This is a genomic window from Flavobacterium sp. RSSA_27 (assembly GCF_051547125.1).
Lineage (GTDB): Bacteria > Bacteroidota > Bacteroidia > Flavobacteriales > Flavobacteriaceae > Flavobacterium.
On record NZ_JBPTTN010000002.1, the window covers coordinates 306,957 to 330,633 of the forward strand.

A 23,677-nucleotide genomic window follows, 5' to 3' on the forward strand; every position below is an offset into this window, starting at 1 on the left:
TATAGTTTTCTGATGTATTATTTTATTCAAATTTTTTTTTATATGCTCGTTAAAGTTTTTGGAAGTGCCGTTTTTGGGGTTGAAGCTACAACTATCACTGTAGAAGTTAATATTGATAATGGTGTTGGGTATCATTTGGTAGGTTTGCCAGATAATGCTATCAAAGAAAGTAGTTATCGCATTGCGGCAGCGCTCAAAAATAATGGGTATGCCTTGCCCGGAAAAAAAATTACTATCAATATGGCTCCTGCCGATTTACGAAAAGAAGGTTCTGCTTATGACTTGACTTTGGCGGTTGGAATTTTAGTGGCTTCTTCACAGATTCGTGCTAAAAATTTGGATGATTACATTATTATGGGTGAATTGTCATTGGATGGAAGTTTACAGCCCATAAAAGGTGCCTTACCCATTGCCATAAAAGCCAAAGAAGAAGGTTTTAAAGGTTTTTTTCTGCCGAAGCAAAATGTAAAAGAAGCCGCCATAGTCGCCGATTTGGACGTGTATGGTGTTGAAAATGTGCAAGAAGTAATTGATTTTTTAGAAGGGAAAGGAACTCTTGAGCCTACAAAAATTGATACCCGAACTGAATTTTACAAAACCTTAGATTTTCCAGAATTTGATTTTTCGGATGTGAAGGGACAAGAGAGTATTAAGCGTTGTATGGAAATCGCTGCTGCGGGTGGACATAATATTATTTTGATTGGACCTCCGGGTGCGGGAAAAACAATGCTAGCGAAACGCTTACCTAGTATTTTGCCTCCAATGACTTTACGGGAAGCCCTTGAAACTACCAAAATTCATAGTGTTGCAGGGAAATTGAAAGAAGTAGGATTGATGAATCAAAGGCCTTTTAGGAGTCCGCATCATACTATTTCGAATGTGGCTTTGGTAGGTGGGGGCAGTTACCCTCAGCCAGGAGAGATTTCGATGGCGCATAATGGGGTGTTGTTTTTGGATGAATTACCAGAGTTTAAGCGAGATGTTTTAGAAGTGATGCGACAACCTTTGGAAGATAGAGAAGTAACCATTTCTAGAGCGAAGTTTACGGTAACTTATCCTTCTTCTTTTATGTTGGTGGCAAGTATGAATCCGAGTCCGAGTGGTTTTTTTAATGACCCTAGTGCGCCACAAACGTCTTCTCCACACGAAATGCAACGCTATTTGAGTAAGATTTCGGGACCGCTTTTAGATAGAATTGATATTCATATAGAAGTAACTCCAGTGCCTTTTGAGAAATTATCGGATGATCGAAAAGCAGAAAGTAGTGTGGATATACGAAAACGTGTGACAGCTGCTAGAGAATTGCAAAGTCAACGTTTTGCATCGTTAGAAAATATTCATTACAATGCTCAAATGAACACGAAGCATATTCGGGAGTTTTGTGCTTTGGATGCTACTTCAAAAGAGTTGTTGAAAACAGCTATGGAGCGCTTAAATCTCTCGGCTAGAGCTTATGATCGTATTTTGAAAGTTTCTAGAACTATTGCTGACCTTGAAGCGTCTCCTAACGTAATGTCTTCGCACATAGCCGAAGCGATACAATACCGTAGTTTGGATAGAGATGGATGGCTGGGTTAAAATAATCACTGATAAGTCAAATTGTATCTTTTTAGCCACGATCGTAGTGGAAATCCTTTGTTGCCGGGGTTCGGCAGCAAAGATTGCAGCGGAGAGCGGGTACCCTCTTTACAAGAATGCCTATTGATGCCGCTTAAAAAAAAGAGCTACTTATTGAATAAATAGCTCTTTTTGATTTTTTATGTGTTACTGAATGTAATTGAAGGTATTGCCTTGCTTGATGTCTCCGGATTGCAATCCTTTTTGAAACCAGTACATGCGTTGCTCAGAGGTGCCGTGAGTAAAGGAATCGGGTATGACTTGCCCTTGCATTTTCTTTTGGATGGCATCGTCACCAACAGCATTTGCGGCACTTAGTGCTTCTTCTATATCCCCGGGTTCTAGCACTGCGTTTTGTTTTTCGTTATAATGTGTCCAAAGACCAGCATAGAAATCGGCTTGAAGTTCTAGAGCGACAGAGAGTTTGTTGGCTTCGGCTTCGCTTTTTCCTTGTTGGAGTTGCCGCATTTTAGTTGAAGTCCCTAAAAGATTCTGAATGTGGTGCCCGTATTCATGGCCTATAACATAAGCCACAGCAAAGTCGCCACCTTGTGCACCAAATTTGGTTCTTAATTCTTCGAAAAACGACATATCCATATAGATTTTTTTGTCGCCGGGGCAATAAAAAGGTCCTGAGGCTGAGCTGGCTCCACCACAAGCGGTATTAACTTGCCCACTAAAGAGTACTAATCGTGCAGGTTCGAACCTTAGGTTGTTTTCTTGAAAAATTTTGTTCCAAACTTCTTCATTATCAGCTACAATAGTTTTTACAAATTTTCCTTCTTCTAGTTCACTTGGCGTTAATGCTCTTTGCTCTGTGGGAGCACTTTGTGATTGGTTATTGAATTGCTCTAAAACAGGAGTTATCATCTGAGCATTCTCGCCACCAAAAATATTGACTAGTAAAATGATTATACCGATAATTCCACCTCCTAAGATTGATTTTCCACCAGTAGACATGCCACGGCGATCCTCTACGTTATCACTTTGTCTTCTACCTTGCCATTTCATAATTTAGTGTATATAAGGTTATTGAAAATAAAGTTACTTAATTTTTAGGTAGCCATTTTAAAATGACTTCTTCAATTACACCTTTAATTATTGGTTTTGGGATATAATCATTCATACCTGCTTTGAAACATTTTTTTTTGTCTTCTTTCTCGGTCCCTGCAGTAATTGCAATGATTGGAATTTCTTTACCGTGTGGGAGCATTCGTATTGCTTTGGTGGTTTCGTAACCATTCATAATTGGCATTTGGATATCCATAAAAATGAGGTTGGGTCTAAGGTTTTCAAATTGCTCAACTGCTTCTTTTCCGTGAAGAAACTCAACGATTTCTACCGCTTCAAAAAGATTTTTAATGATTGTTTTTATCAGCAACATATTTATTTTGTTGTCTTCTACAATCATTATTTTAAGATTTGGAAAGACATGTTTTACAGGAATAGAGGTAGGAATTTGTTTTAAATTGGCATCAATTTCTTGAGTGCTACTTTGATTTGAAGTTGCTACATCTAAATCAAAATAAAAGGTGCTTCCTTTGTTAATTTGACTTTCTAATTGAATTTTACTATCCATTAAACTCAATAACTGATTCGAAATGGTGAGTCCAAGTCCTGTACCTCCAAACTTTTTAGAAGTAGAACTATCTTCCTGAGAGAAGGCATTGAATATCTTTTTTTTGTTTTTTTCTAAAATTCCAATTCCGGTATCAATAATTGCAAAACGAAGGGTATGTTTATTTTCTGCTTTTTTTGCGATTACCAACACTTCTAAAGTAATACTTCCTTGTTCTGTAAATTTTACGGCATTGGCTAATAGATTGATCAAGATTTGTTTTAGTCGAACCGAATCTACCCAAACAAATTTGGGAACTTCTGGGGCTATTTTTAAGAATAAATCCAATTTTTTTTGATTGGATTCGTAAGAAATAAGATCGATGGTTTGATTTAAAATTTCCGTTAACTCTTGTTTTTCGATGAAAAGGTCTAGTTTTCCGGCTTCAATTTTAGAGAAATCCAAAATGTCGTTGATGATATCTAAGAGCGAAAGTGCAGATTGATTAATCGTGGTCATGTATTTTTCTTGTGTGCGGTTGAGATGGGTTTTCATTAACAGATCTGTAAATCCAATAATACCATTCAATGGGGTTCTGATTTCATGGCTCATATTGGCTAGGAAATCAGATTTTGCTTTGTTAGCAGCTTCGGCCAATTCTTTCTCCTTAAGAATGGCTTCGGTTTCTATTTGATTGGTGATGTCAAATAATACACCTCCGATATATTCTATTTGGTTGTTTTGACGAATCGCATCACTAAACTCTTCAATCCAGATGTAGTCTCCGGTTTTTCTTTTAATTCTAAACCGATCGTGATAGGGTTTTCCATGGTTAAAATTGTCATTTTGTTGTTTTAACACTACATCAATGTCATCGGGATGAATCAAGGAAAGCAAGGATATTTTTTGTTCTAAGAAGTCGGTTTTTGGGTAACCCGTTAGTTTTTCGATAGTGTCGTTTAAATACACTTTAGAGGCAAATTCATCATATTTTGATAAATAAACGGTTCCTGGAATATTATTAGCAATAAGTTGGAATCGTTCTTCGCTTTTTTGAATAAGTTTTTCATTTTTATCTCGTTCCAAAGCGTAAGAAATATTACTGGCTAATGTTTTTAGGATAAAGCTCTCTTCTTTGGACCAGTTTCTTTCAAATGTGCAGTCATCCATTCCGATGAAACCGCTAAATTCATCATTGTAATAGATTGGAACGATTAAAATAGACTTGATGTCGTTGGCTATAAGTATACGCTTAATAAAGCTGTTTTTTAGTTTACTTGTTTTGCCTTTGAAAAGTTTTTTCTTGTGGATTTTAGTAACAATTTTATATAGATGTTCTTCTGAGAATTCTTGTAATTTAGTAATTTGTAGTGGGATACCTTTTTTGGCCCATTTGAATTTTTGACTGATTAATTGGGTTTTGGGGTCTTTTTCGTAATAGAATAAATGATCTACTTGGGTAGCATTACCCATGATTTCAAAAGTATCCGTAAACATTTCGTGCAGGCTTTTGCTCAATAAAAATTTTTCAGTACACAGAGACATTTCGGCTAATAAATCACTTTTCTTTTGTAATTTTTTTTCGGCTTCAAATTGTTTTTGGGTAGCTATGGCAAGGGATAAGATATCTGCTATTGTTCTCGCAAAAGTGAGGTCTTCTTGGTCCCAATTTCGTTGTAAAGTGGTGGTTTCAAAAGAGAGTACTCCCAGTAATTCACCATTGAGTAAAATGGGAGTGTCAATGGCTGATTGGATGTTAAAAACACTATAATACGATTCATAAAATTCGTTCTGTTCAAAATCTTGATGAATATCATTTTTATACAATTGAATACCTTGTTGTATTTTTTGGGTGTGAACAGGGTAGTTTTCTTTTTTTAGTATGATTTTTTTTCCAAATGAACTAGTATTTAAATAGTAAATGCATTCACAAATGATGGTTTTTTCTCGGTATTTCCAATAGCTTACACGATCACAGTTCGATATGATAGCTGCATTTTCTATGATTAGTTTTATGATACTATCGCTATGTTCAAAGTCTCTAAAATTAATGGTAAATAAATTTTTAATAGTAGCGTTGTATCTTTCTATTTTTTGTTGCCTTTGTGTGTTTATTAATTCATTGGATTTGATTTTGCTAATATCACGGCCTATACCAGAATAACTAATAATTTTTCCATTTTCATCTTTTCTTACAATTACTTTTAAAGAAATCCACACACTGTCACCATTTTTTGTGATGATAGGAAATTCTAAAACAGGATAGAAATCGTTTTTAGAAAATAAGGATCTTATTTCTTGGTGATACTCTTTTCCAATTATTGAAATGAAATTTTTTCCTAATAGTTCATGGGAGCTATATTGAAGTATTTTGACACAAAAATCATTGATAAAAGTAAAAGTACCTTTGGTATTTGTTTCAAAAATTAAATCATTAGCATTTTGTATGATGTCTTTGTATTTGTTGTTTAGACTATTTTGTTCTGTAACATCTTGTCCTATGCCTACAATTATTTTATCGGAAAATTTTTTATCCGTCCACTGTATGAATTTATAGGAGCCGTCTTTACATTTTAGTTTTCGGGTATAAATTTGACCATCTACAAAGGTGTCATGGTACGATAAGCCAACAAAATCAGGGTCTTCGGTAAGTTTCCAAAAATTAGCTCCCATTACTTCTTCGGGAGTATAGCCAAGTATGTTTTTTATGGTTTCTCCACAGTAAACAACATCTCCATTATAATTACAGGCCACAGTAAGAGAATTTCCTCTATCAATTATTTCTTTGATAAACTTATTTTCCTTGTCTTCCAATTCGCTAATTGTTTTGCGAATAAAGTTGACACTTAGTACAACAATTGTAATACTTAATAGATTTAATCCTATGATTTTAGTGATTACTTCCAAAAAAGTAAAAAGACTTAGGGTAACTAGTAATACACTAATAAAATAGCCATAGAATTTTGAGTTCTTTAAAATGTCATATGATAAAAAAAGTAGTACAGCAAAGGCAACTTTAGGAACATAGTCGTTTTCAAGAGCGATCACATTTATGCTGACATAAATGAAATAAGCAATAAAAAATCCAACAAATACAGCTTTGCTATTGTTGTAGAGATAGGTAATTTTTTTGGATAAAAAGTAAAAAGAAAGTATAATTAATGCAACTACAGTATTTTGATAAAGTAAGCTCTTAGGACGTATTTGAAAAAAGTCGAAAAATAATTCTAAGGCAAGTACAAAAGTGCCAAAAAGAAGTAGATAGAAATGGTATTCAATTTTTACAAAAACTTTACCACTTAAAGCACTATTTTTTCTAATTTTTTTATAAGAAGGATAGATACATAATTGTAAAACAAGAAACAAAGTAAATACTAAAAACTGAATTTTTTCATGACTAATGCCATTCCATTCAGATTTAAAATCGATATCCCATAGCAACAAAGCCAAACACTTAAAGGTTAGCTTTTGAATGGCAATATATAAAGTACTGGTATACAATGCTATCATGCTATTTTTGAAGTTATAGTATTTAATTTATACCAAAAAAGAGATCCTAAAAATAGGATATTATGCCATATAGATTTACTAAAATAGTTAAAAAAATATAAAAAATTATTTTTTTAAGGATTACATAGTTTTTTCAGAATCAATAAGTTGACTATAGATAGTGTAAATCACAGATAGTACAAATGGATAAGTAAAAAACGCTCCAATGCAAAAAGCAAATAAGCCTAAGCAAGCACCAAGAATTCCAATAATGATAAGCATTAAAATTACGATGGGTTGTTTGGCCACAATTGCGGTACTAATTCTTATCGATTCAAGAGTAGAACAATTGCCTAAAACAATTAAGGGAGTAGTCAAAAGGGTAAAGAAACTGATGATTATAGTCAAAATGAGTCCAACAAATGAAAGTCCCATTTCGTCAAAAACAAGACTAAGTCCTTTTGTTGTCAATTCAATAAGAAAGGTAGTAGCAACTATAGGTACAATAAGGGGAGAAGTGTACATTGAGAATAATGCAGATACACCAAAAGAAGTGTCTTTTTCTGCAGCATCGGCCATCTTATAAAAACCAGCCATAAAAGGACTCAATAAACAGGATGTAAGGATTGAAAATCCAGTATAGTACCAAATATAAGGCTTGGTAGTTAGTAGCTTTTCGAAGTTTTTAATAGCTCTTTCATTGATGTTTTCTTCACCAATTATACTTATAGCTGCTGTACTTAAAAAGATGACAAAGAAAAAAAAGAATACGAAAAGCACCAATCCAGCATATAACGCTATTTTTTTATAATTGGCAAATGAATGATTTACTACCGTTTCGAAATCTAATGAGTTATTGTATTTATGGGTTGCTGAAGGTCTTTGGGTAAGCATAGGTTATGTTTTTGTAGTTTAGTTATAGTTTAAAATAGACTTGATCAAATGGCACTCTAAAGCGTTCGCCGTAAATTCCGTTTTCGTCACGAATTCCGCAGCCTACTATCATATTGATTTCAGAGCTGTTGGGCAAACCAATACTTTGTTTTACTCGCAATGAATCAAATCCTTCCATAGGACAGGTGTCATAATTTATTGCAGCCATACTAATCATAAAGTTTTGAGCAGCTAGAGCTGCGCTTTTATGAGCAACTATTCGCATATCGCTTTGTCTTGTTTGCCTGTAAATGGGGCGGAACAAACCGATACATTGAAAAGCAAAATATTTAATGTGACCAAGAATTCCACAAAAATCGGTGTAAATGGTTGGAATGATTTTTTGATAGTAGTTCAATGCAAATTTTTCTCTTTTGGAGTACTCGGATGCGTTTTTGTTTCCAAATTGCATTTTCAAAAAGGAAATATTGGCGTCTTTTCTTTTGCGCCATACATCTTTTCTTGCTACAACAACCACCAATTGGTTGGCTGTTTTTGCTGCATTTTGGTCAAAACAAGCTTTAGCTATTTGTTGAATTGTATCAGAATCTATAATATGATAAAACTCCCAAAGTTGCATATTACTGCTTGTGGGGGCTAAGGTTGCTAGAGCAATACATTGTTTCACTTTTTCTTCATCAATAGCTTCTTTTTTAAAAACGCGAACCGATCTTCGGTAGTGTATTGCGTCACTTACGGTTTTTTCTATAGCCATTGTAACAATTTTTTAATGGATTTTAATTTGTCTTTGTAGGGAGCATATCGCATAGGTAAATCCAGCCAATTTGCTTTTTTTACGATTCCTTTTTTGTGAGAAAAAATATCAAAACTCAATCGGCCATGATACGCTCCAATACCACTATGACCAACACCACCAAAGGGTAATCTTTGGTTAGAAAAATGCACCACAGTATCATTGATACATCCGCCACCAAAAGAGTATTTTTTCATAATTTCTTTTCCAAAAGCGCTATCTTCTGTAAATACATATAACGCTAGTGGTTTTTCATAACGCGCTATTATAGCTTCAATTTCTTTGGGATCGTCATAGATTAATAAGGGAAGTAAAGGGCCAAAGATTTCATCTTGCATAACTAAACTCTCTAATGAATTTTCTTCAATAAGAGTAGGAGCTATATAACAATCTTCAATATCTGATGCTCCACCGAGTAGTACTTTTTGAGCATCTATCATGTTGACCAATCGGAGCCAATTTTTCTCGTTGACGATACGCGCCAAATCGGGGGATTTTTTGGGGTCTTCTCCATAAGCTTTTTCCAATTCTACTTTCATATAGTCAACAAAATGACTTTTCATGTCTTTTTGTATCAAAATATAATCAGGAGCGATGCAAGTTTGTCCCGCATTGATGAATTTGCCCCAAACAATTCGTTTGGCGGCTAACTTTAAATTAGCCGTTTCGTCAATGATGCAAGGATTTTTTCCGCCTAATTCTAGCGTTACTGGGGTTAAATGTTCAGCGGCCGCTTTGGCAACAATTTTTCCAATAGGCACACTTCCGGTAAAAAAGATATAATCCCAACGTTGCGAAAGTAATTTTTGGGAAACTTCCACACCTCCGTTTTCCACTTTTACGTGACTTACATGAAAAACTTTTTCAATTATTGTACTGATAATGGCTGCCGTATTTGGCGTTAATTCTGAAGGTTTTAGTACCACTTGATTTCCTGCCGCTACAGCCGCTACTAAAGGGCAAAGTGCCAATTGAAAAGGGTAGTTCCATGGAGCAATAATTAAAACTTTTCCGTAAGGTTCTCTTAAGATATAATCAGTAGAAGGAAAATTTAAAATAGAAGGCCAAACCCTTTGTGGTTTAGCCCATTTATTGAGGTTTTTTATGGTGTCTTTTAGTTCAGTAATGACATAATTCGTTTCGGTTAATACGGCTTCAAAAGCGGGTTTTTTGAAATCTTTATACAATGCTTCTACGATTTCGTCTTCTAGTAAGACAATGGCATTGAGCAGCTTTACTAAGGTTTCTTTTCTAAAAGCTAAACTGGTTTTGTAATTCATTTCTTTTGCGATGAAATTAGGTACTGCAAGTTAATTTTTAAAAACTTAAAAAAGAATTTTTTTTATTAAAATCAAAGGGCTTTCCAAATAACATCGTCTGGAACTGGCGCTATAATAGATAGCGGTTCCTTTGAAACAGGATGTACAAAAACTAATTTTCGAGCGTGTAAATGAATGCCTCCATCGGGATTGCTTCGGTCAAAACCATATTTCAAATCGCCTTTGATAGGACAGCCAATAGCGGCTAATTGCGCTCTAATTTGATGATGTCTTCCAGTGTGTAGATTGATTTCTAAAGCAAAATAATTAGTGAGTTCTTTGAAAAGGGTATAGTCCAAACTGGCCAATTTGCTATCGGGAACTTCTTTGTTATGTGCTTTTGAAGTGTTGTTTTTTTCGTTTCTTTTGAGGTAATGAACCAATTGGGCTTGTGGTTTTTCGGGTTTGTTTTTAACCACAGCCCAATAGGTTTTTTGGGTTTCTCGGTTGCTAAACAGTTCATTCATTCGGGTCAACGCTTTGCTGGTTCTAGCGAACACTACAATTCCCGTAGTGGGTCTGTCTAACCGATGTACTATGCCTAGAAACACTTCTCCAGGTTTGTTGTATTTTTCTTTAAGGTATTCTTTGACTACTTCCGAAAGCGGTTTGTCTCCTGTTTTATCTCCTTGAACCAAATCGCCCACTCGTTTGTTTACTATAATCAAATGATTGTCTTCGTGAAGGACTTGAAGATTGTTTTTGGAAGAGATAATTTTCATTAGGATTTAATACTGTTCGTTGGCGTTAGGAAAATCTTTCGACTTAACATCGTTTACATAGCTACTAATGGCAGTGGTCATTTGTTCATACAAATTCAAATAACGACGTAAGAATCGAGGACTGAATTCGTTGTTCATTCCCAGCATATCGTGAATGACCAATACTTGTCCGTCAACGCCTCCACCAGCACCAATTCCAATAACTGGAATAGCAATACTTTTGGCTACTTTTTCAGCAAGGTGTGCGGGTATTTTTTCAAGTACCAAAGCAAAACAGCCTAGTTTTTCTAGCATTTGAGCGTCTTCAATTAATTTCTCAGCTTCAGCTTCTTCTTTGGCTCTTACGGTATAGGTCCCAAATTTATAGATGGATTGTGGGGTTAAACCCAAATGTCCCATAACTGGAATTCCAGCATTTAATATTTTCTTAATCGATTCTTTTATTTCTTTTCCTCCTTCTAATTTTACCGCATGTCCGCCGCTTTCTTTCATTATTCGAATGGAGGAACGCAAGGCTTCTTTAGGATCCGATTGATAGCTTCCGAAGGGTAAATCGACAACCACTAAGGCTCTATTTACGGCTCTTACTACAGATGAAGCATGATAAATCATTTGGTCTAAGGTTATGGGCAAAGTAGTTTCGTGTCCCGCCATGACGTTGGAAGCTGAATCTCCTACTAAAATGACATCTATGCCTGCAGTGTCTACTATTTTGGCCATGGTAAAATCATAAGCCGTAAGCATAGAGATTTTTTCTCCATTAGCTTTCATCTCAATTAGAGATTTTGTGGTAATCTTTTTGTAATCTTTTTTGGCAACTGACATACCTCTGTGTTTTTTAAAAAAGCAAAAGTACTAAAAATGTATAGCTTTAACAGTACGATATTCTTTTTATATTTTTTCTTGCAAGCTGTCTTTATTTAAATGGAGGTAGATTTCTTAAATCCTTTTTTATTTTCTTATTTTACTACTTTTTAATCTTCATCTCTTAAAATGAATATTAGGAGATTCAAAACGTTATAAATAAATAATTATGCGAAAATGTATTGTAGGAATGTTGGTGTTGTTCGGAATGACTACCCAAGCTCAAAATCAGGAAGTACAGCAAACGATTGAAACCTTTTTCAAAGGATTTCATTCTAGAGATTCACTTGCCATTCAAAAAGTGTGTTCCGATAAGATGGGTTTGCAATCTATAGCAGAAAATGCGAAAGGCAGTCAATTTTCAACACAAACGGCTGCAAAATTCTATCAGTCGATTGCTTCTATCCCTACGACTATGCAGTTTGAAGAGCGATTATTAGAGCACACGATTCATATAGATGGCGCTATGGCTATCGATTGGACGCCTTATGAATTTTATGTCAATGGCAAAAAAAGCCATTCCGGTGTCAATGTTTTTTCGTTGTATAAAGAGAATGGACAATGGAGAATTGTAGCGATTATTGATACGAGACGGAAGTAAGACTTTCTTTTTCAACTGTTTGTATACCCTTTTTTGGATCTGATAGTGTAGCCAAATAAGTGCTGACGCTACATTTTTTTTAAATGAGTATAGGTCAAAGTTATTGTGGTTAATAAAATAGTAGGATAGTGAAATTAAAAAATACAATGAAAAAAATAATAGTTGCAATTTTTCTAAGTAATTGTTTTGTTTTGGCTAATGCTCAAGAGAAAGAAAAAAGTCCGTTTACCTTTTCGGGTTATCTTGAGGCGTATTATAGTTATGATTTTGGACAACCTGACGATCATTTGCGACCTGATTTTGTGTACAGTCACAACAAGCACAATGAAGTCAATTTGAATTTGGGAATAGCCAAAGTAAATTTTGCCAAAGAGCCAATTCGTGCCAATTTTGCACTAATGACGGGTACTTACACCCAATACAATATGGCGGCCGAGCCTACTGTTTTACAACCGATTTTTGAGGCGAATCTGGGGGTAAAACTTTCTAAAAAACACCATCTTTGGTTGGATGCAGGAATTATTCCCTCGCATATTGGTTTTGAAAGTGCAATTGGAAAAGATTGTCAAACCCTAACGCGAAGCATTTTGGCCGATAATTCCCCTTATTTCGAAACCGGGGTAAAATTGAGTTATACTTCACCTTCGGGGCAATGGTATTGGGCAGGAATGTACCTAAACGGTTGGCAACGCATTCAGAAAATCGAGGGCAATCAAACGCCTGCATTTGGAAGTCAGATTTTGTACAAACCTACAAGTAAAATCACATTCAATTGGAGTACTTATGTAGGTAACGAACAGCCCGATGGTTTGAAGCAATGGCGTTATTTTAGTAATTTATATGGTCAATTGATGATTTCGGATCAGTTAAATGTGACGGCTGGATTTGATTTGGGTACCCAACAATCAGCTCCCAAAAGTGATCGCTATGATAGTTGGTTGTCGCCAGTGTTGATTGTGCAATACAAACCAATACAAACTCTCCAGATGGCAGCTAGAGCCGAATATTATCAGGATGTTAATGGTGTTATTATTGCTTCTACTACCCCTAATGGTTTTACAACTTATGGATTTTCTGCCAATGTGGATTATTTTGTAGCCGAAAATGTTGTATTTAGAGTAGAAGCTAGAAATTTTTCGAGCAAAGATGCCGTATTCTCAGATAATGGGAACCCTTCCAAAAGCAATACCTTTTTAACGACTTCTTTGGCCGTATCTTTTTAAGTTAGTCTAAAAGAGTAGCTTCGTTCTACTTGAAATATGCTGGAATGAATTTTATGTTAATGGAAAGAAAAGTCACTCAGGTGTCAATGTTTTTGCTTTATATAAAGAGAAGGACAATGGAAAATTGTAGCGATTATTGATACACAACGCAAATAAATAGTAAAGAATACTATTTGAAGTTTTAGGAGCTAATCCTGCTGTCCACTGTATCTTTTTTTAAACCTGTCAGGTTTTAAAAACCTGACAGGTTTAAAAAAAGGATGCCGTTCCCATCAGGGCTAGGGCAGTCGATGTTTCGAGAAATTTTAGAATTAAGACACAATTCGTTGGAAATAAAATTGGTCTACAGCATACGCTAACCCAATACCAATCGTGTAGCATAACAAATCACTCCACAAAAAACCTTGTCCCAAAACATAATGGCCTAAAGTGGTTTCTCTAATCGCCACGAGTGCTGCGGCTGTACTAAGTTGTTGTATTTCTATAGCGAAGCAAAATAGTAAAGGAAGAACAATTTGCCAAGGTCTTTTGCTTTTTAACAACAGCCACCGAAAACCAAAATAGACCAATAGGGCATACAAGATATCGCCCACAAACAAGGGAATACCCACTATTTTTCGGGAAGCAATTCCTAATACAATCGTAAGAAGGGCAAGAATAAAGTAAATGAAACGAGGTTTCATTTGTATTAACAATCCGCCATATTTACAGCGATGGCCAATCCGCCTTCTGAGGTTTCTTTGTACTTGGAGTTCATATCTTTGGCGGTTTGCCACATCGTATCAATTACTTTATCCAAGGGCACTTTGGCGTTTTTCGAATCGGTTTCGAGTGCCAATTCTGCTGCGTTAATGGCTTTAATAGCGCCCATCGTATTGCGCTCAATACACGGAATTTGAACCAAACCACCAATTGGGTCGCAAGTTAAGCCCAAGTGGTGCTCCATGGCTATTTCGGCAGCCATTAATACTTGAGCAGGAGTTCCGCCCATCACTTCGCATAAAGCGCCTGCAGCCATTGCTGATGACACCCCAATTTCGGCTTGACAGCCACCCATAGCGGCAGAGATAGTAGCTCCTTTTTTGAAAATACTTCCAATTTCACCTGCTACCATCAAGAATTGTTTGATTTGTTTTTCGTCGGCTTGATGGTTTTCAATCACCATATAATACATCAATACGGCTGGTATAACTCCAGCACTTCCGTTGGTTGGCGCTGTTACTACGCGTCCTAAAGCGGCATTTACTTCATTTACCGCCAGTGCAAAACAGCTTACCCATTTTAGAATTTGACGAAATTTCACTTCGGTTTTACGAATTTCTTCTAGCCAAGATTGTGGCGAATCATAATTGGATAACCCAATCAAATTTTGATGCAAATCAAAGGCTCTTCGGCGAACATTAAGTCCACCTGGCAATATACCTTCAGAATGACAGCCAATGTACATACATTCTAACATCGTGCGCCAAATGCGCAAGAGTTCACTATGGACTTCGGCTTCAGGTCGCATAGAAATTTCATTGGTATACACAATCTCAGAAATGCTTTTGTTTTCTTTTTGGGTATACTCTAGTAATTCTGCTGCATTGTTGATAGGGAAGGGGAAAGCACATTTTATAGCGACTTTCTTTTTGGCATTGCTGCGTTCTTCTTTTACCACAAATCCGCCTCCTATGGAATAAAAAGTCGAAGCATATTCGGTTTCATTTTCAAAAAAAGCAGTAAAGGTTAATCCATTGGCGTGGAAAGGAAGGAACTCTTTATGAAAAACAATGTCTTGTAAAATATAAAAAGGAAGCGCTTTCTCATTACCTAATTGAATCACATGATTATTTGCAATGGCTTTGATGATTCCGTCAATTTCTTGCACCGGAATGTACTCTGGGTCTTGTCCACTTAAACCTAGCATCACGGCCAAATCAGTAGCATGTCCTTTTCCTGTTAAGGATAAAGAACCGTACAAATCTACTTTTACTCTAGTGATACTATTCAAGTCAAAATCTTGGCGTAATTCTTCAAGGAATCGTTCGGCAGCACGCCACGGACCTAAGGTATGAGAACTGGATGGCCCTACGCCAATCTTTAACATATCGAAAACAGAAATACATTCTTCCATAATTCTTGAGTGAAATTTGTAAAACAAAGATAAATGAATCAATGCTAAATCTGCATAATTATCTATCAAAATAAGTTTTCTGTTATTGAATTCTTTTTAAATGATAGACAAAATAATTAATTTTTAATATTCTGAAGAATTATTGCCTCGGTTATTTGTGAGTCTGCTCCAAGTTTTCTGTTTTATTGAATGGTAAAGCGTGTCATATGTATATTTTTACTACTAAATGGAAGTAAAAAATGTTTTTAATTGATATATTTACTTTTATAAATCAAAAACTTATGGAAAAGCAACATTTAGATACTAAAGAAAATCAATTCGAAAAAATCACCGATATCATCATCCGATTAGGTGCGTTAGCTATTATTTTGTTATGGTGTTTTGCTATTTTGCAACCCTTTATATTAATTTTAATTTGGGCCATTGTGATTGCTATTGCGATGTATCCGGTATACAAATCGTTTGTAAAACTAATGAAAGGCAAGAAAAAACTTCCTGTTTTTTTATTGACCCTTGTGCTTTTGAGTTTAATAATTATTCCAAGTACTTTGGTGACGGAATCTTTATATGAAGGCGTTTCTTTTTTGACACAAACCTATCAAGAAGGGAAGCCCTTAATTCCACCTCCCGGTGAAACTACTGCCAATTGGCCTTCTTTTGCTAAACCTGTTATAGATATTTGGCAACATGCTTCGGAAAATCTTCAAGAAACTGTTTTACAATATTCGGATCAAGTTACTGCCGTTGGGTCTTGGTTAGTAGCTGCATTAGCCGGTGTTGGAAAAGGAATTTTGCAATTTAATCTCTCTATTATTATTGCAGGATTTATTTTGGCGTATTCAGAAGATTTGAAAATTGTTTTCAAGAAAATTTCTCAAAAATTGGCCGGAGCGCATGGAGCACATTTTGCAAATCTTACGGTACAAACCATACAAAATGTAGTAAAAGGGTTCTTAGGTGTTGCCATAATACAAGCCGTTATGGCAGGACTTGGTTTTTTTATAGCTGGGGTTCCTTTTGCAGGTTTATGGTCAGTTGCTTGTTTGATATTAGCAATTGTACAAATTGGTGTAGGGCCTATAGTTATTCCAATCGCTATATATATGTTTTCGGTTTCCGATACCACCACTGCAATTTTGCTATCGATTTGGTTTGTTATCATCATGATTTCTGATAATATATTGAAACCTATTTTGTTAGGTAAAAATGCACCCGTACCCATGCCCGTTGTTTTCGTTGGATCTATTGGAGGATTTATATATAGCGGATTTTTGGGCTTGTTTTTGGGAGCTGTAGTCTTAACAATTGGATATAAATTATTTCTAACCTGGATAGAAACAGAAAATTAGAGTAAAGTCATAGGTAATCTCCTGCTTTTTAATTGATAGTATCAAAAAAAGTAGGAGATTTTAGTTTTCATCAAGCAATGCTTTTTTGATTTCTTGTAATTCGGCAGTTTTTTCTTGACTTACTTTTGGGTAGTCTAATCCCATTTCGTCCAATGCATTGATAATGGCCGAAGCAATGACAATACGTGCATACGATTTATTATCTGCTGGCACCACATACCAAGGGGAGTGTGGGGTAGTTGTTTGTTGAATCAAATCTTGGTAAGCAAACATGTATTCGTTCCAAAAGGCTCTTTCTTTGACATCAGAAGTGCTGAATTTCCAATTCTTATCTTGGTCGTCGATACGCTCTATGAAACGTTTTTTTTGTTCATCTTTGGATACATTCAAGAAAAATTTAATCACCATTGTTCCATTGCGATTCAGGTATTTTTCAAAATTGCGAATGTCTTCAAATCGTTCCTCCCAAATCGATTCTGTAACCAATTCTTGCGGAAGCTTTTGGGCTTTCAGAATTTGTTCGTGCACCCGAACGACTAATACTTCTTCATAATAGGAACGATTAAATATCCCAATACGACCGCGTTCGGGTAAATGTTTTTGGCAACGCCAAAGAAAATCATGGTCCAATTCTTCGGAACTCGGTGCTTTGAAAGAAGAGACTTGACACCCTTGTGGATTGACACCCGAAAGTACATGCTTGATGGCGCCATCTTTTCCAGCAGCATCCATCGCTTGAAAAATGAGTAACAACGACCATTTGTCCTGAGCATATAGAATTTCTTGCATATCGGCCAAAGCGTCGACACCTAAAGCCAAAATTTTAGCCAATTTTTTGTTGCTAATTGTAACTTCCATATCGGTTTTATAATCCGATAATTGAAAAGGAGCTTCTTCGGGTACTTTAAATTGAGCCGAAAATTGCTTGGCTCTTTCGATTCGTTCTTTTGGATTTAATTTTTCAAAAAGGAGCTTTTTTTTCTTTGGTTTTTCTTCTTTGCTCATGGAGGTCTGATTTTGAAAGTTTTTTAAGTAATTGTTTTTCAAGAGTTTCACTCAAATTTACTTTTTTTATTTGTGGTGTGAAAATAAAATCCTCGCGCATATTCGTAATTGAAAGGATTTAAATGTTTATAGCTCAGTTTTTTTTTTGAGAGTTTTTACTATAAAAAAGCTACCAAGTTTAGGACTGGGTAAGTTTGTAATTTATTTAGGTCATTCCCTTGGCTTTCCCTATTTTTGAATTCTAATAAACCAAAAACAGTATGAAGCAACTAATTCTATCTTTATTTTTAGTCACCACTGCTTGGGTTTCGGCCCAAGTTAAAAGCCCTTCTCAGTTCATTCCTGATTATGGCAAACACATTACTTTTTACCATCAAGTTGAAGATTATTTTGAACATTTGGTAACACAAACGCCATTTATAAAATCGTATCAATACGGACAAACGGCAGAGCACCGCAACTTGAAGGTGTATTATATTTCTACTCCTGAGAATTTAGCCAATCTGGAGCAAATTCGTTTGAACAATTTAGCAGCCATTGGAATGGCACCCAATCAATCCAAAACGGTAGACGATAAACTAATTGTTTGGTTGAGTTTCAACGTTCACGGAAACGAATGGGCGGGAACGGAAAGTGCTTTGACTGTTGCTTACGAATTGACCAATCCAGAAAATAAAACGACCAAAGAATGGTTGAAAAATACCGTGGTTATTCTTGACCCTTGTGTGAATCCTGATGGGTATTCAAGATACGGAAATTGGTTGCATGAAATCGCTGGGAAAAACACACATCCGGGACTTACCGATAGAGAGCATATGGAAGAATGGCCAGGCGGTCGTTACAATCACTATATTTTTGATTTGAATAGAGATTGGGCTTGGCAAACCCAGAAAGAAAGCCAGCAACGTATTGCTTTGTACAACCAATGGATGCCTCAAGTGCATACTGATGTGCACGAACAAGGTTATAATTCGCCTTACTTTTTCCCACCATCAGCCGAGCCGTTGCATGAGTTTATTGAACCCTATCAAAGGGATTTTCACGCGCTGTTAGGAAAAAACATATCGGCTAAATTCGATGCTCAAAACTGGTTGTACAACACTAGCGAGCGCTTTGATTTGTTTTACCCTAGTTATGGTGATACGTATCCTACTTATCATGGAGCTGTAGGTATGACAGTTGAGCAAGGTGGTATAGGTGGGGGTAGAGCAGTAACGCTAGAAAACGGAGAAGTTTTGACCATCAAAGATCGTTTAACGCATCATGCAACAACGGTTTTGACAATCGTTGAATCGGCAGCTTCTCAAGTGGAGCCTTTGTTGAAAGGGTTTAGAGGGTTTATGAATACTTCTAGAAAAACCATGAAAGGGAAGTATGCTACCTATGTGATGAAAAGCAATCCTAAACTAGAGCAATTGGCCGATTTGCTGCAAAAAAACAAAATCGAATTTTCGTATGCCGATGCCAAACAATCAGCAAGTGGTTTTAATTATCAAACGAAAAAAGAGAACAGCTTTTCCATTGAACCGAATGATATGATTGTAAAAGTGGACCAACAAAAAGCCGTTTTTGCTCAAATTTTGTTTGAACCTAATCATAAATTGAATGATAGTTTGTCCTATGACATTACGGCTTGGGCGTTACCATTAGCGTATGGCGTAGAAGGCTATGCTTTGAAAAATGCTATCAATATCAAAACAAAACCATCCATTGAAGTAGCTTCTTCGTCTATTCCGAGTTCAGTGTATGCGTTTCATATTCCTTGGAACAATCGTACTTCGGCTCAAGTGGTAGCATTATTGCACCAAAAAGGCATCAAAGTACGTTCAGCAATGAAACAAGCTGTTTTTGGAAGCACAACTGTAGAACCTGGTGGTTTAATCGTGAGCAAAAGCGATAATCCAAAAGTGGTTGATTTTGAAAAAGTAGTGGGTGAAATCGTGAAAAAGAAATCAGATTTCTCTGTACTATCTTCTGGATATTCGAAAAATGCCAGAGATTTAGGAGGGGAAAATTTCCCGTTGTTGACGGCTCCGAAAATCTTGTTTTTGTCAGGTAGAGGAGTCAATTCAACTGATTTTGGGTCGGTTTGGTATTATTTAGAGGAAACCGTTGGATATCCTGTAAGCATAGTTGATGTGGATCGTTTCCGAAGAGTAAAATTGCACGAATTCAACACCTTGATTTTGGCAGATGGCAATTATGATTTCTCTGATAGCGAACAAAAACGCATCAACGAATGGGTGAGTAGCGGTGGAAAAATCATTGCGATGAACGGAGCTTTGGATCTTTTTGATGGAAAAGAGGGTTTCGCATTGAATGCGCACGCGACGGATGATGACAAGCAAAAAGCAGAAAAAACAGCCAAAGAAAAAGAGTTGAAAAAACGTTTCTTAGATTCGGCCAACGAAGAGCGACGTGCGATGTCGGATGCTATTCCTGGCGCAATTATCGAAAATGTTTTGGATGTTACTCATCCTATGGCCTTTGGTTTAGGTAAAAAATATTTCAGTTTAAAAACCGATAGCCGTCATTATGCTTTATTGAAAAACGCTTCCAATATTGCGTATGTTCCTAAAGGTTACAAAAGCTATGGTTTTGTAGGCCACCAAATTGGTAAAGAATTACCCGAAACGGTAAATTTTGCTATAGACTATAAAGGTTCTGGAAAAGTAATTTATATGGTAGATAATCCATTGTTTAGAGCCTTCTGGGAAAACGGAAATGTACTCTTTAGCAATGCTTTGTTCTTGGTGAACTAGCCATTTTTTGTTTTAAAACTACAAAGCGCGATTCTTAGGGGTCGCGTTTTTTTTGTTGATTGTTTAAGTGTTTAATCGGATAAGTGTTTAATTGGTTAACTGTTTAATTGTTTATTCTTTGCGCCATTTGCGTATCCCTTTGCGTTCCTTGCGGTAAAATTTTTTTTTTCACAAAGAAACACGAAGAAGTTACTAAGCAACACAAAGATTATTAGTGTACTTTGCGTTCCTTGCGGTTAAGCTTGTAGACACAGATTACACAGATTTTCACAGATTGAAAGGAAAAAAAAACTTTGTGTTCCTTGCGTATCCCTTTGCGTTCCTTGCGGTTAAGCTTGTAGACACAGATTACACAGATTTACACAGATTGAAAGATAAAAAAAACTTTGTGTTCATTGCGTATCCCTTTGCGTTCCTTGCGGTTAAGTTTTTACCACGAATATTTTAAGAATGCTTATTTGTACTTCTATTTTACTAAGCTATAACACATTACAAATTAAAAGACCTTATATGACCCATATGTTTAAATATATGTGGATAATTGTTTAATTGTTTATTCTATGCGCCCTTTGCGTAATCCTTTGCGTGCTTTGCGGTTAAGCTTGTAGACACAGATTACACAGATTTTCACAGATTAAAAGTTGGAAAACTTTGCGACCCTTGGGTAACGCTTTGCGAACTTTGCGGTTAAATTTTCTCAACAGATTTATTCACCAATAACTTATTTGTTCTTCTATTTTACTTAACAACAACACACCACAACTTATATGACCTTATATGTCTTATATGTTTAAGAAATACTAAAACGGATACCCAATCGCCAAATTAAAAATCAAGTTTTCTTTTCTCCATGCGCCACTTCCCAAATTGATTTGGTCCATGACCCAGCGATTGCCTTCAGGCAGGTAAGGTTTGCGAAGGGGGAAAGCAAAATCCGTTCGAAGTATCAAAAAATTAAAGTCAAAACGCAATCCAAGTCCAGCGCCGACCGCCATTTCTTTCATAAAGTTTTTCGAAAATTGGGCTCCTGGTTTGTCTTTATTTTCATTGAGTAACCAAATATTTCCCGCATCAATAAAAGCGGCTCCTTTCACAAAACTAAACAAGGTAGTTCGATATTCCGTGTTGAGTTCGATTTTGATGTCTCCTGATTGATCCGCCAAAAAGCCATTAGTGTTCAAAGCTGGATCTAAGAAACTTCCAGGCCCAATAGAACGCGCTCTAAAGGCACGAATACTGTTGGTTCCGCCAATAAAAAACTGTTTGATAAAAGGCATTTCTTTAGAATTCCCAAAAGGCAAAGCGGCTCCTACAATAATTCGACTCGCCAATTGCGTTTCTTTTCCTAATTTCACAAAATGGCGAAATTCATTTTCGAATTTCACATATTGGCTGAAGGGTACTCCAAAGATTTTTAGCGTATCTTTTTTTTCGATGTTGGCCCCTGTTATCAGGCCCGTAACCGCAGCGGATAAGTCTACCGCTCCTTTGTAATATATGGTGTGTTTCTTTCTTTTTTGTTCGGTGTTGGAGTAAGTGTACGAGTAGGTGGGACCAAAAATAAGTTGACGCTCAATCACTTTGCCTAGTGAAGGGTTTATAGTTATTTGATCAAGGTACAATTGGGTTACGTTTTGTGGTCGGGCAAAAACAACTTCACCTAGGTTGAGGCTATGTTCTCTTCTTGCGTTTTCTTTCCAGTTATAACCAAAAAGGGCTTTAAAGGTTTGCAAGGTATACAATTGCTGACGGTCTTGAAATTCATAACCCAAAGTTGCCTTAGTTTTTGGAGTAAAGCGATTGCTCATTTTGAAACGGATGGGCGAAATCATTCGCGGCCAAATCAAATTGGCTTCGGTTCCTATGCGGTAAACGTTATAACCATTGTTTTGTCCAGAGATTTGCACTTCATACCCTCCGAAAACTGCAATCGAAAGCAACTCGGCGCCTCTAAACGTATTGCGATGGCTCCAATTGGCATTCAATTCGGTACCATTATAATTGGCCGAATTGGTTTTGGCCAAAACTTCAAAACGCAATGATTTTTTTTCTAAAGGGGATAAATAATAAAAGGCGTCTAAAAAATTTCCTTCGATTGATGAAGGGTGGAATTCATTTTTTACCAATTTAAATGTACCCAAATTGATCAAACGATTTAAGGATAAATTGTGATTGGTACGGTTGTATACGTCTCCTTTTTTGAAGTACAAGGCACGATCAAAAATTTTGGGTTTGAACAAGGAATCTCGGTCTATGATTGTAAAATCATTGTATTGGGTTACCGCTTTTTTAGAGGCACTGATGGTATCGGCTCCCAAGGTGTAATTGGGATAAATTACAATTTGATTGATTTTGTAAATGAATCGGGCACGAGCAGGTGTTTCCTCTTTTACTTTTACAATCAAATCGACTTCTTGTTGGGCTACGGTTGAGTCCACTTGAATTTTCAAATAGTCGGGGCTAAAGTAGTAAAAGCCTTGTTCTTTCAAGCGTTCGTCAATGCGGATGCGCTCTTCTTTTATGGTTTCTAGGCTGTAAGTATTGCCAATTTTGAGCAAACTTCTTCTTTCGGTACTGCTAATAGCTTTGGACAAGTCCGAAGAATCTTTCGGGAAAACTACTTTTTTGATACGGTACTGTTTGGAAGGTGTTACGGTGTATATCGCCTGAATCGTTTTGCCTTTTATTATTGTGTCCGCTTTGGTTTTGGCATTGAAAAAACCTTTGTTTTCCAAATAGTTTTGGAGCACTAACCGATTGTATTCGGAATCTAGTTTGGTATTCAAAACGGGTGGTTCTCCGACTTTGGTTCGCAACCAATTCCGCCATCCTTTTTCGGTTTTGGGTGTTCCTGCCAGATTGTAAAGAGATAGTTTGGGATAAATACCTAAGAAAGATTGATTGGGAATAGGACGTACTAAAGCACTCAATTCTGTAGCCAAAGCTTTTTTTTCTTTTGAGCTGCTTGGCCCTTCAACCGTTACTTTGGCACCCGTATACAGCAATTCGCCCTCTGCTAGATTTTTAGTAGAAGAACAGCTTTGAAGCCCGATGGCGACAAGCAAAATGACTACTATTTTGTGATACATTTTCACTGTACTTTGGTTTTGATTACTCATCTACTTAACGGTTACCATTAATTTTAACCACACTTCGATGCCTGAGTCTAGGCTAAAGGCATAGATTTTTTTGTTTTAAAAGAAAAAAAAGACGTTTTACTATTCCTATCATTTTATTGATTTCTCGCAAAGTCGCAAAGTCGCAAAAAAACTTTGTGTAAACTGCGTCTTTGCGTCTTTGCGAGACTATTGTTTAGTAAATCACCAGAGAAAAATTTTACAGACAATGTTGAAAATAATAATTAC

General features: G+C 36.2%; 16 protein-coding genes. 5 read left to right on the plus strand and 11 right to left on the minus strand.

Annotated elements, in window-relative coordinates; all coding sequences use genetic code 11:
- Positions 1 to 42: 42 nt before the first annotated feature.
- Positions 43 to 1,578: a YifB family Mg chelatase-like AAA ATPase gene (locus tag ACSVH5_RS04210; RefSeq protein WP_438060210.1), complete on the plus strand. Its 1,536-nt coding sequence runs from the start codon at positions 43 to 45 to the stop codon at positions 1,576 to 1,578.
- 186 nt (positions 1,579 to 1,764) lie between these two features.
- Here the strand turns inward: ACSVH5_RS04210 and ypfJ are convergent, their stop codons facing one another.
- From ypfJ to panB, 7 genes are all read right to left on the minus strand, one after another.
- The gene (ypfJ, locus tag ACSVH5_RS04215) at positions 1,765 to 2,628 is read right to left on the minus strand and encodes a KPN_02809 family neutral zinc metallopeptidase (RefSeq protein WP_438060211.1); all 864 of its coding nucleotides are present in this window, start codon (positions 2,626 to 2,628) and stop codon (positions 1,765 to 1,767) included.
- A 37-nt stretch (positions 2,629 to 2,665) separates the two neighbouring features.
- Entirely contained in the window at positions 2,666 to 6,685 is a 4,020-nt protein-coding gene (locus tag ACSVH5_RS04220) for a PAS domain S-box protein (RefSeq protein WP_438060212.1), read from the minus strand.
- 120 nt (positions 6,686 to 6,805) lie between these two features.
- Positions 6,806 to 7,558: a hypothetical protein gene (locus ACSVH5_RS04225; protein ID WP_438060213.1), complete on the minus strand. Its 753-nt coding sequence runs from the start codon at positions 7,556 to 7,558 to the stop codon at positions 6,806 to 6,808.
- Positions 7,559 to 7,580: 22 nt separating this feature from the next.
- On the minus strand, positions 7,581 to 8,312 hold the full coding sequence (locus tag ACSVH5_RS04230) for a nitroreductase family protein (protein WP_438060214.1): 732 nt from the start codon (positions 8,310 to 8,312) through the stop codon (positions 7,581 to 7,583).
- A complete protein-coding gene (locus ACSVH5_RS04235; protein WP_438060215.1) occupies positions 8,303 to 9,631 on the minus strand; it encodes an aldehyde dehydrogenase in 1,329 nt (442 codons plus the stop codon). The genes ACSVH5_RS04230 and ACSVH5_RS04235 overlap by 10 nt, the downstream gene beginning before the upstream one ends.
- A 71-nt stretch (positions 9,632 to 9,702) precedes the next feature.
- On the minus strand, positions 9,703 to 10,392 hold the full coding sequence (locus ACSVH5_RS04240) for an RluA family pseudouridine synthase (RefSeq protein ID WP_438060216.1): 690 nt from the start codon (positions 10,390 to 10,392) through the stop codon (positions 9,703 to 9,705).
- Positions 10,393 to 10,398: 6 nt separating this feature from the next.
- On the minus strand, positions 10,399 to 11,217 hold the full coding sequence (gene panB, locus ACSVH5_RS04245; protein ID WP_438060217.1) for a 3-methyl-2-oxobutanoate hydroxymethyltransferase: 819 nt from the start codon (positions 11,215 to 11,217) through the stop codon (positions 10,399 to 10,401).
- 208 nt (positions 11,218 to 11,425) lie between these two features.
- Here panB and ACSVH5_RS04250 point away from each other — a divergent pair, with 208 nt between their 5' ends.
- Positions 11,426 to 11,857 carry a nuclear transport factor 2 family protein gene (locus ACSVH5_RS04250; protein WP_438060218.1) on the plus strand — a complete coding sequence of 144 codons (432 nt, stop codon included), beginning with the start codon at positions 11,426 to 11,428 and terminating at the stop codon, positions 11,855 to 11,857.
- Positions 11,858 to 12,003: 146 nt separating this feature from the next.
- The gene (locus ACSVH5_RS04255) at positions 12,004 to 13,080 is read left to right on the plus strand and encodes a porin (protein WP_438060219.1); all 1,077 of its coding nucleotides are present in this window, start codon (positions 12,004 to 12,006) and stop codon (positions 13,078 to 13,080) included.
- Between the two features lie 311 nt (positions 13,081 to 13,391).
- Here ACSVH5_RS04255 and ACSVH5_RS04260 read toward each other — a convergent pair whose 3' ends face one another.
- Positions 13,392 to 13,763, minus strand: coding sequence for a DUF2809 domain-containing protein (locus tag ACSVH5_RS04260; protein ID WP_438060220.1), 372 nt, complete (start codon positions 13,761 to 13,763; stop codon positions 13,392 to 13,394).
- A 5-nt stretch (positions 13,764 to 13,768) separates the two neighbouring features.
- A complete protein-coding gene (locus tag ACSVH5_RS04265) occupies positions 13,769 to 15,196 on the minus strand; it encodes an L-serine ammonia-lyase (RefSeq protein ID WP_438060221.1) in 1,428 nt (475 codons plus the stop codon).
- 281 nt (positions 15,197 to 15,477) lie between these two features.
- Here ACSVH5_RS04265 and ACSVH5_RS04270 point away from each other — a divergent pair, with 281 nt between their 5' ends.
- Positions 15,478 to 16,545 carry an AI-2E family transporter gene (locus ACSVH5_RS04270; protein WP_438060222.1) on the plus strand — a complete coding sequence of 356 codons (1,068 nt, stop codon included), beginning with the start codon at positions 15,478 to 15,480 and terminating at the stop codon, positions 16,543 to 16,545.
- A 60-nt stretch (positions 16,546 to 16,605) separates the two neighbouring features.
- On the opposite strand, the gene ACSVH5_RS04275 is transcribed toward ACSVH5_RS04270, so the two are convergent.
- Positions 16,606 to 17,550, minus strand: a complete 945-nt coding sequence (locus ACSVH5_RS04275) for a polyphosphate kinase 2 family protein (protein ID WP_438060223.1) — start codon at positions 17,548 to 17,550, stop codon at positions 16,606 to 16,608.
- Between the two features lie 260 nt (positions 17,551 to 17,810).
- Between ACSVH5_RS04275 and ACSVH5_RS04280 the strand changes: the two genes are divergently transcribed.
- Entirely contained in the window at positions 17,811 to 20,312 is a 2,502-nt protein-coding gene (locus ACSVH5_RS04280) for a M14 family zinc carboxypeptidase (protein ID WP_438060224.1), read from the plus strand.
- Positions 20,313 to 21,112: 800 nt separating this feature from the next.
- On the opposite strand, the gene ACSVH5_RS04285 is transcribed toward ACSVH5_RS04280, so the two are convergent.
- Positions 21,113 to 23,401, minus strand: a complete 2,289-nt coding sequence (locus tag ACSVH5_RS04285; RefSeq protein ID WP_438060225.1) for a BamA/TamA family outer membrane protein — start codon at positions 23,399 to 23,401, stop codon at positions 21,113 to 21,115.
- Positions 23,402 to 23,677 lie beyond the last annotated feature (276 nt).

What these genes read in the sequence shown, in the direction of transcription:
- ACSVH5_RS04210 (WP_438060210.1), top strand. Translation starts at nt 43, where the DNA reads ATGCTCGTTAAAGTTTTTGGAAGTGCCGTTTTTGGGGTTGAAGCTACA.
- ypfJ (WP_438060211.1), bottom strand. Translation starts at nt 2,628, where the DNA reads ATGAAATGGCAAGGTAGAAGACAAAGTGATAACGTAGAGGATCGCCGT.
- ACSVH5_RS04220 (WP_438060212.1), bottom strand. Translation starts at nt 6,685, where the DNA reads ATGATAGCATTGTATACCAGTACTTTATATATTGCCATTCAAAAGCTA.
- ACSVH5_RS04225 (WP_438060213.1), bottom strand. Translation starts at nt 7,558, where the DNA reads ATGCTTACCCAAAGACCTTCAGCAACCCATAAATACAATAACTCATTA.
- ACSVH5_RS04230 (WP_438060214.1), bottom strand. Translation starts at nt 8,312, where the DNA reads ATGGCTATAGAAAAAACCGTAAGTGACGCAATACACTACCGAAGATCG.
- ACSVH5_RS04235 (WP_438060215.1), bottom strand. Translation starts at nt 9,631, where the DNA reads ATGAATTACAAAACCAGTTTAGCTTTTAGAAAAGAAACCTTAGTAAAG.
- ACSVH5_RS04240 (WP_438060216.1), bottom strand. Translation starts at nt 10,392, where the DNA reads ATGAAAATTATCTCTTCCAAAAACAATCTTCAAGTCCTTCACGAAGAC.
- panB (WP_438060217.1), bottom strand. Translation starts at nt 11,217, where the DNA reads ATGTCAGTTGCCAAAAAAGATTACAAAAAGATTACCACAAAATCTCTA.
- ACSVH5_RS04250 (WP_438060218.1), top strand. Translation starts at nt 11,426, where the DNA reads ATGCGAAAATGTATTGTAGGAATGTTGGTGTTGTTCGGAATGACTACC.
- ACSVH5_RS04255 (WP_438060219.1), top strand. Translation starts at nt 12,004, where the DNA reads ATGAAAAAAATAATAGTTGCAATTTTTCTAAGTAATTGTTTTGTTTTG.
- ACSVH5_RS04260 (WP_438060220.1), bottom strand. Translation starts at nt 13,763, where the DNA reads ATGAAACCTCGTTTCATTTACTTTATTCTTGCCCTTCTTACGATTGTA.
- ACSVH5_RS04265 (WP_438060221.1), bottom strand. Translation starts at nt 15,196, where the DNA reads ATGGAAGAATGTATTTCTGTTTTCGATATGTTAAAGATTGGCGTAGGG.
- ACSVH5_RS04270 (WP_438060222.1), top strand. Translation starts at nt 15,478, where the DNA reads ATGGAAAAGCAACATTTAGATACTAAAGAAAATCAATTCGAAAAAATC.
- ACSVH5_RS04275 (WP_438060223.1), bottom strand. Translation starts at nt 17,550, where the DNA reads ATGAGCAAAGAAGAAAAACCAAAGAAAAAAAAGCTCCTTTTTGAAAAA.
- ACSVH5_RS04280 (WP_438060224.1), top strand. Translation starts at nt 17,811, where the DNA reads ATGAAGCAACTAATTCTATCTTTATTTTTAGTCACCACTGCTTGGGTT.
- ACSVH5_RS04285 (WP_438060225.1), bottom strand. Translation starts at nt 23,401, where the DNA reads ATGTATCACAAAATAGTAGTCATTTTGCTTGTCGCCATCGGGCTTCAA.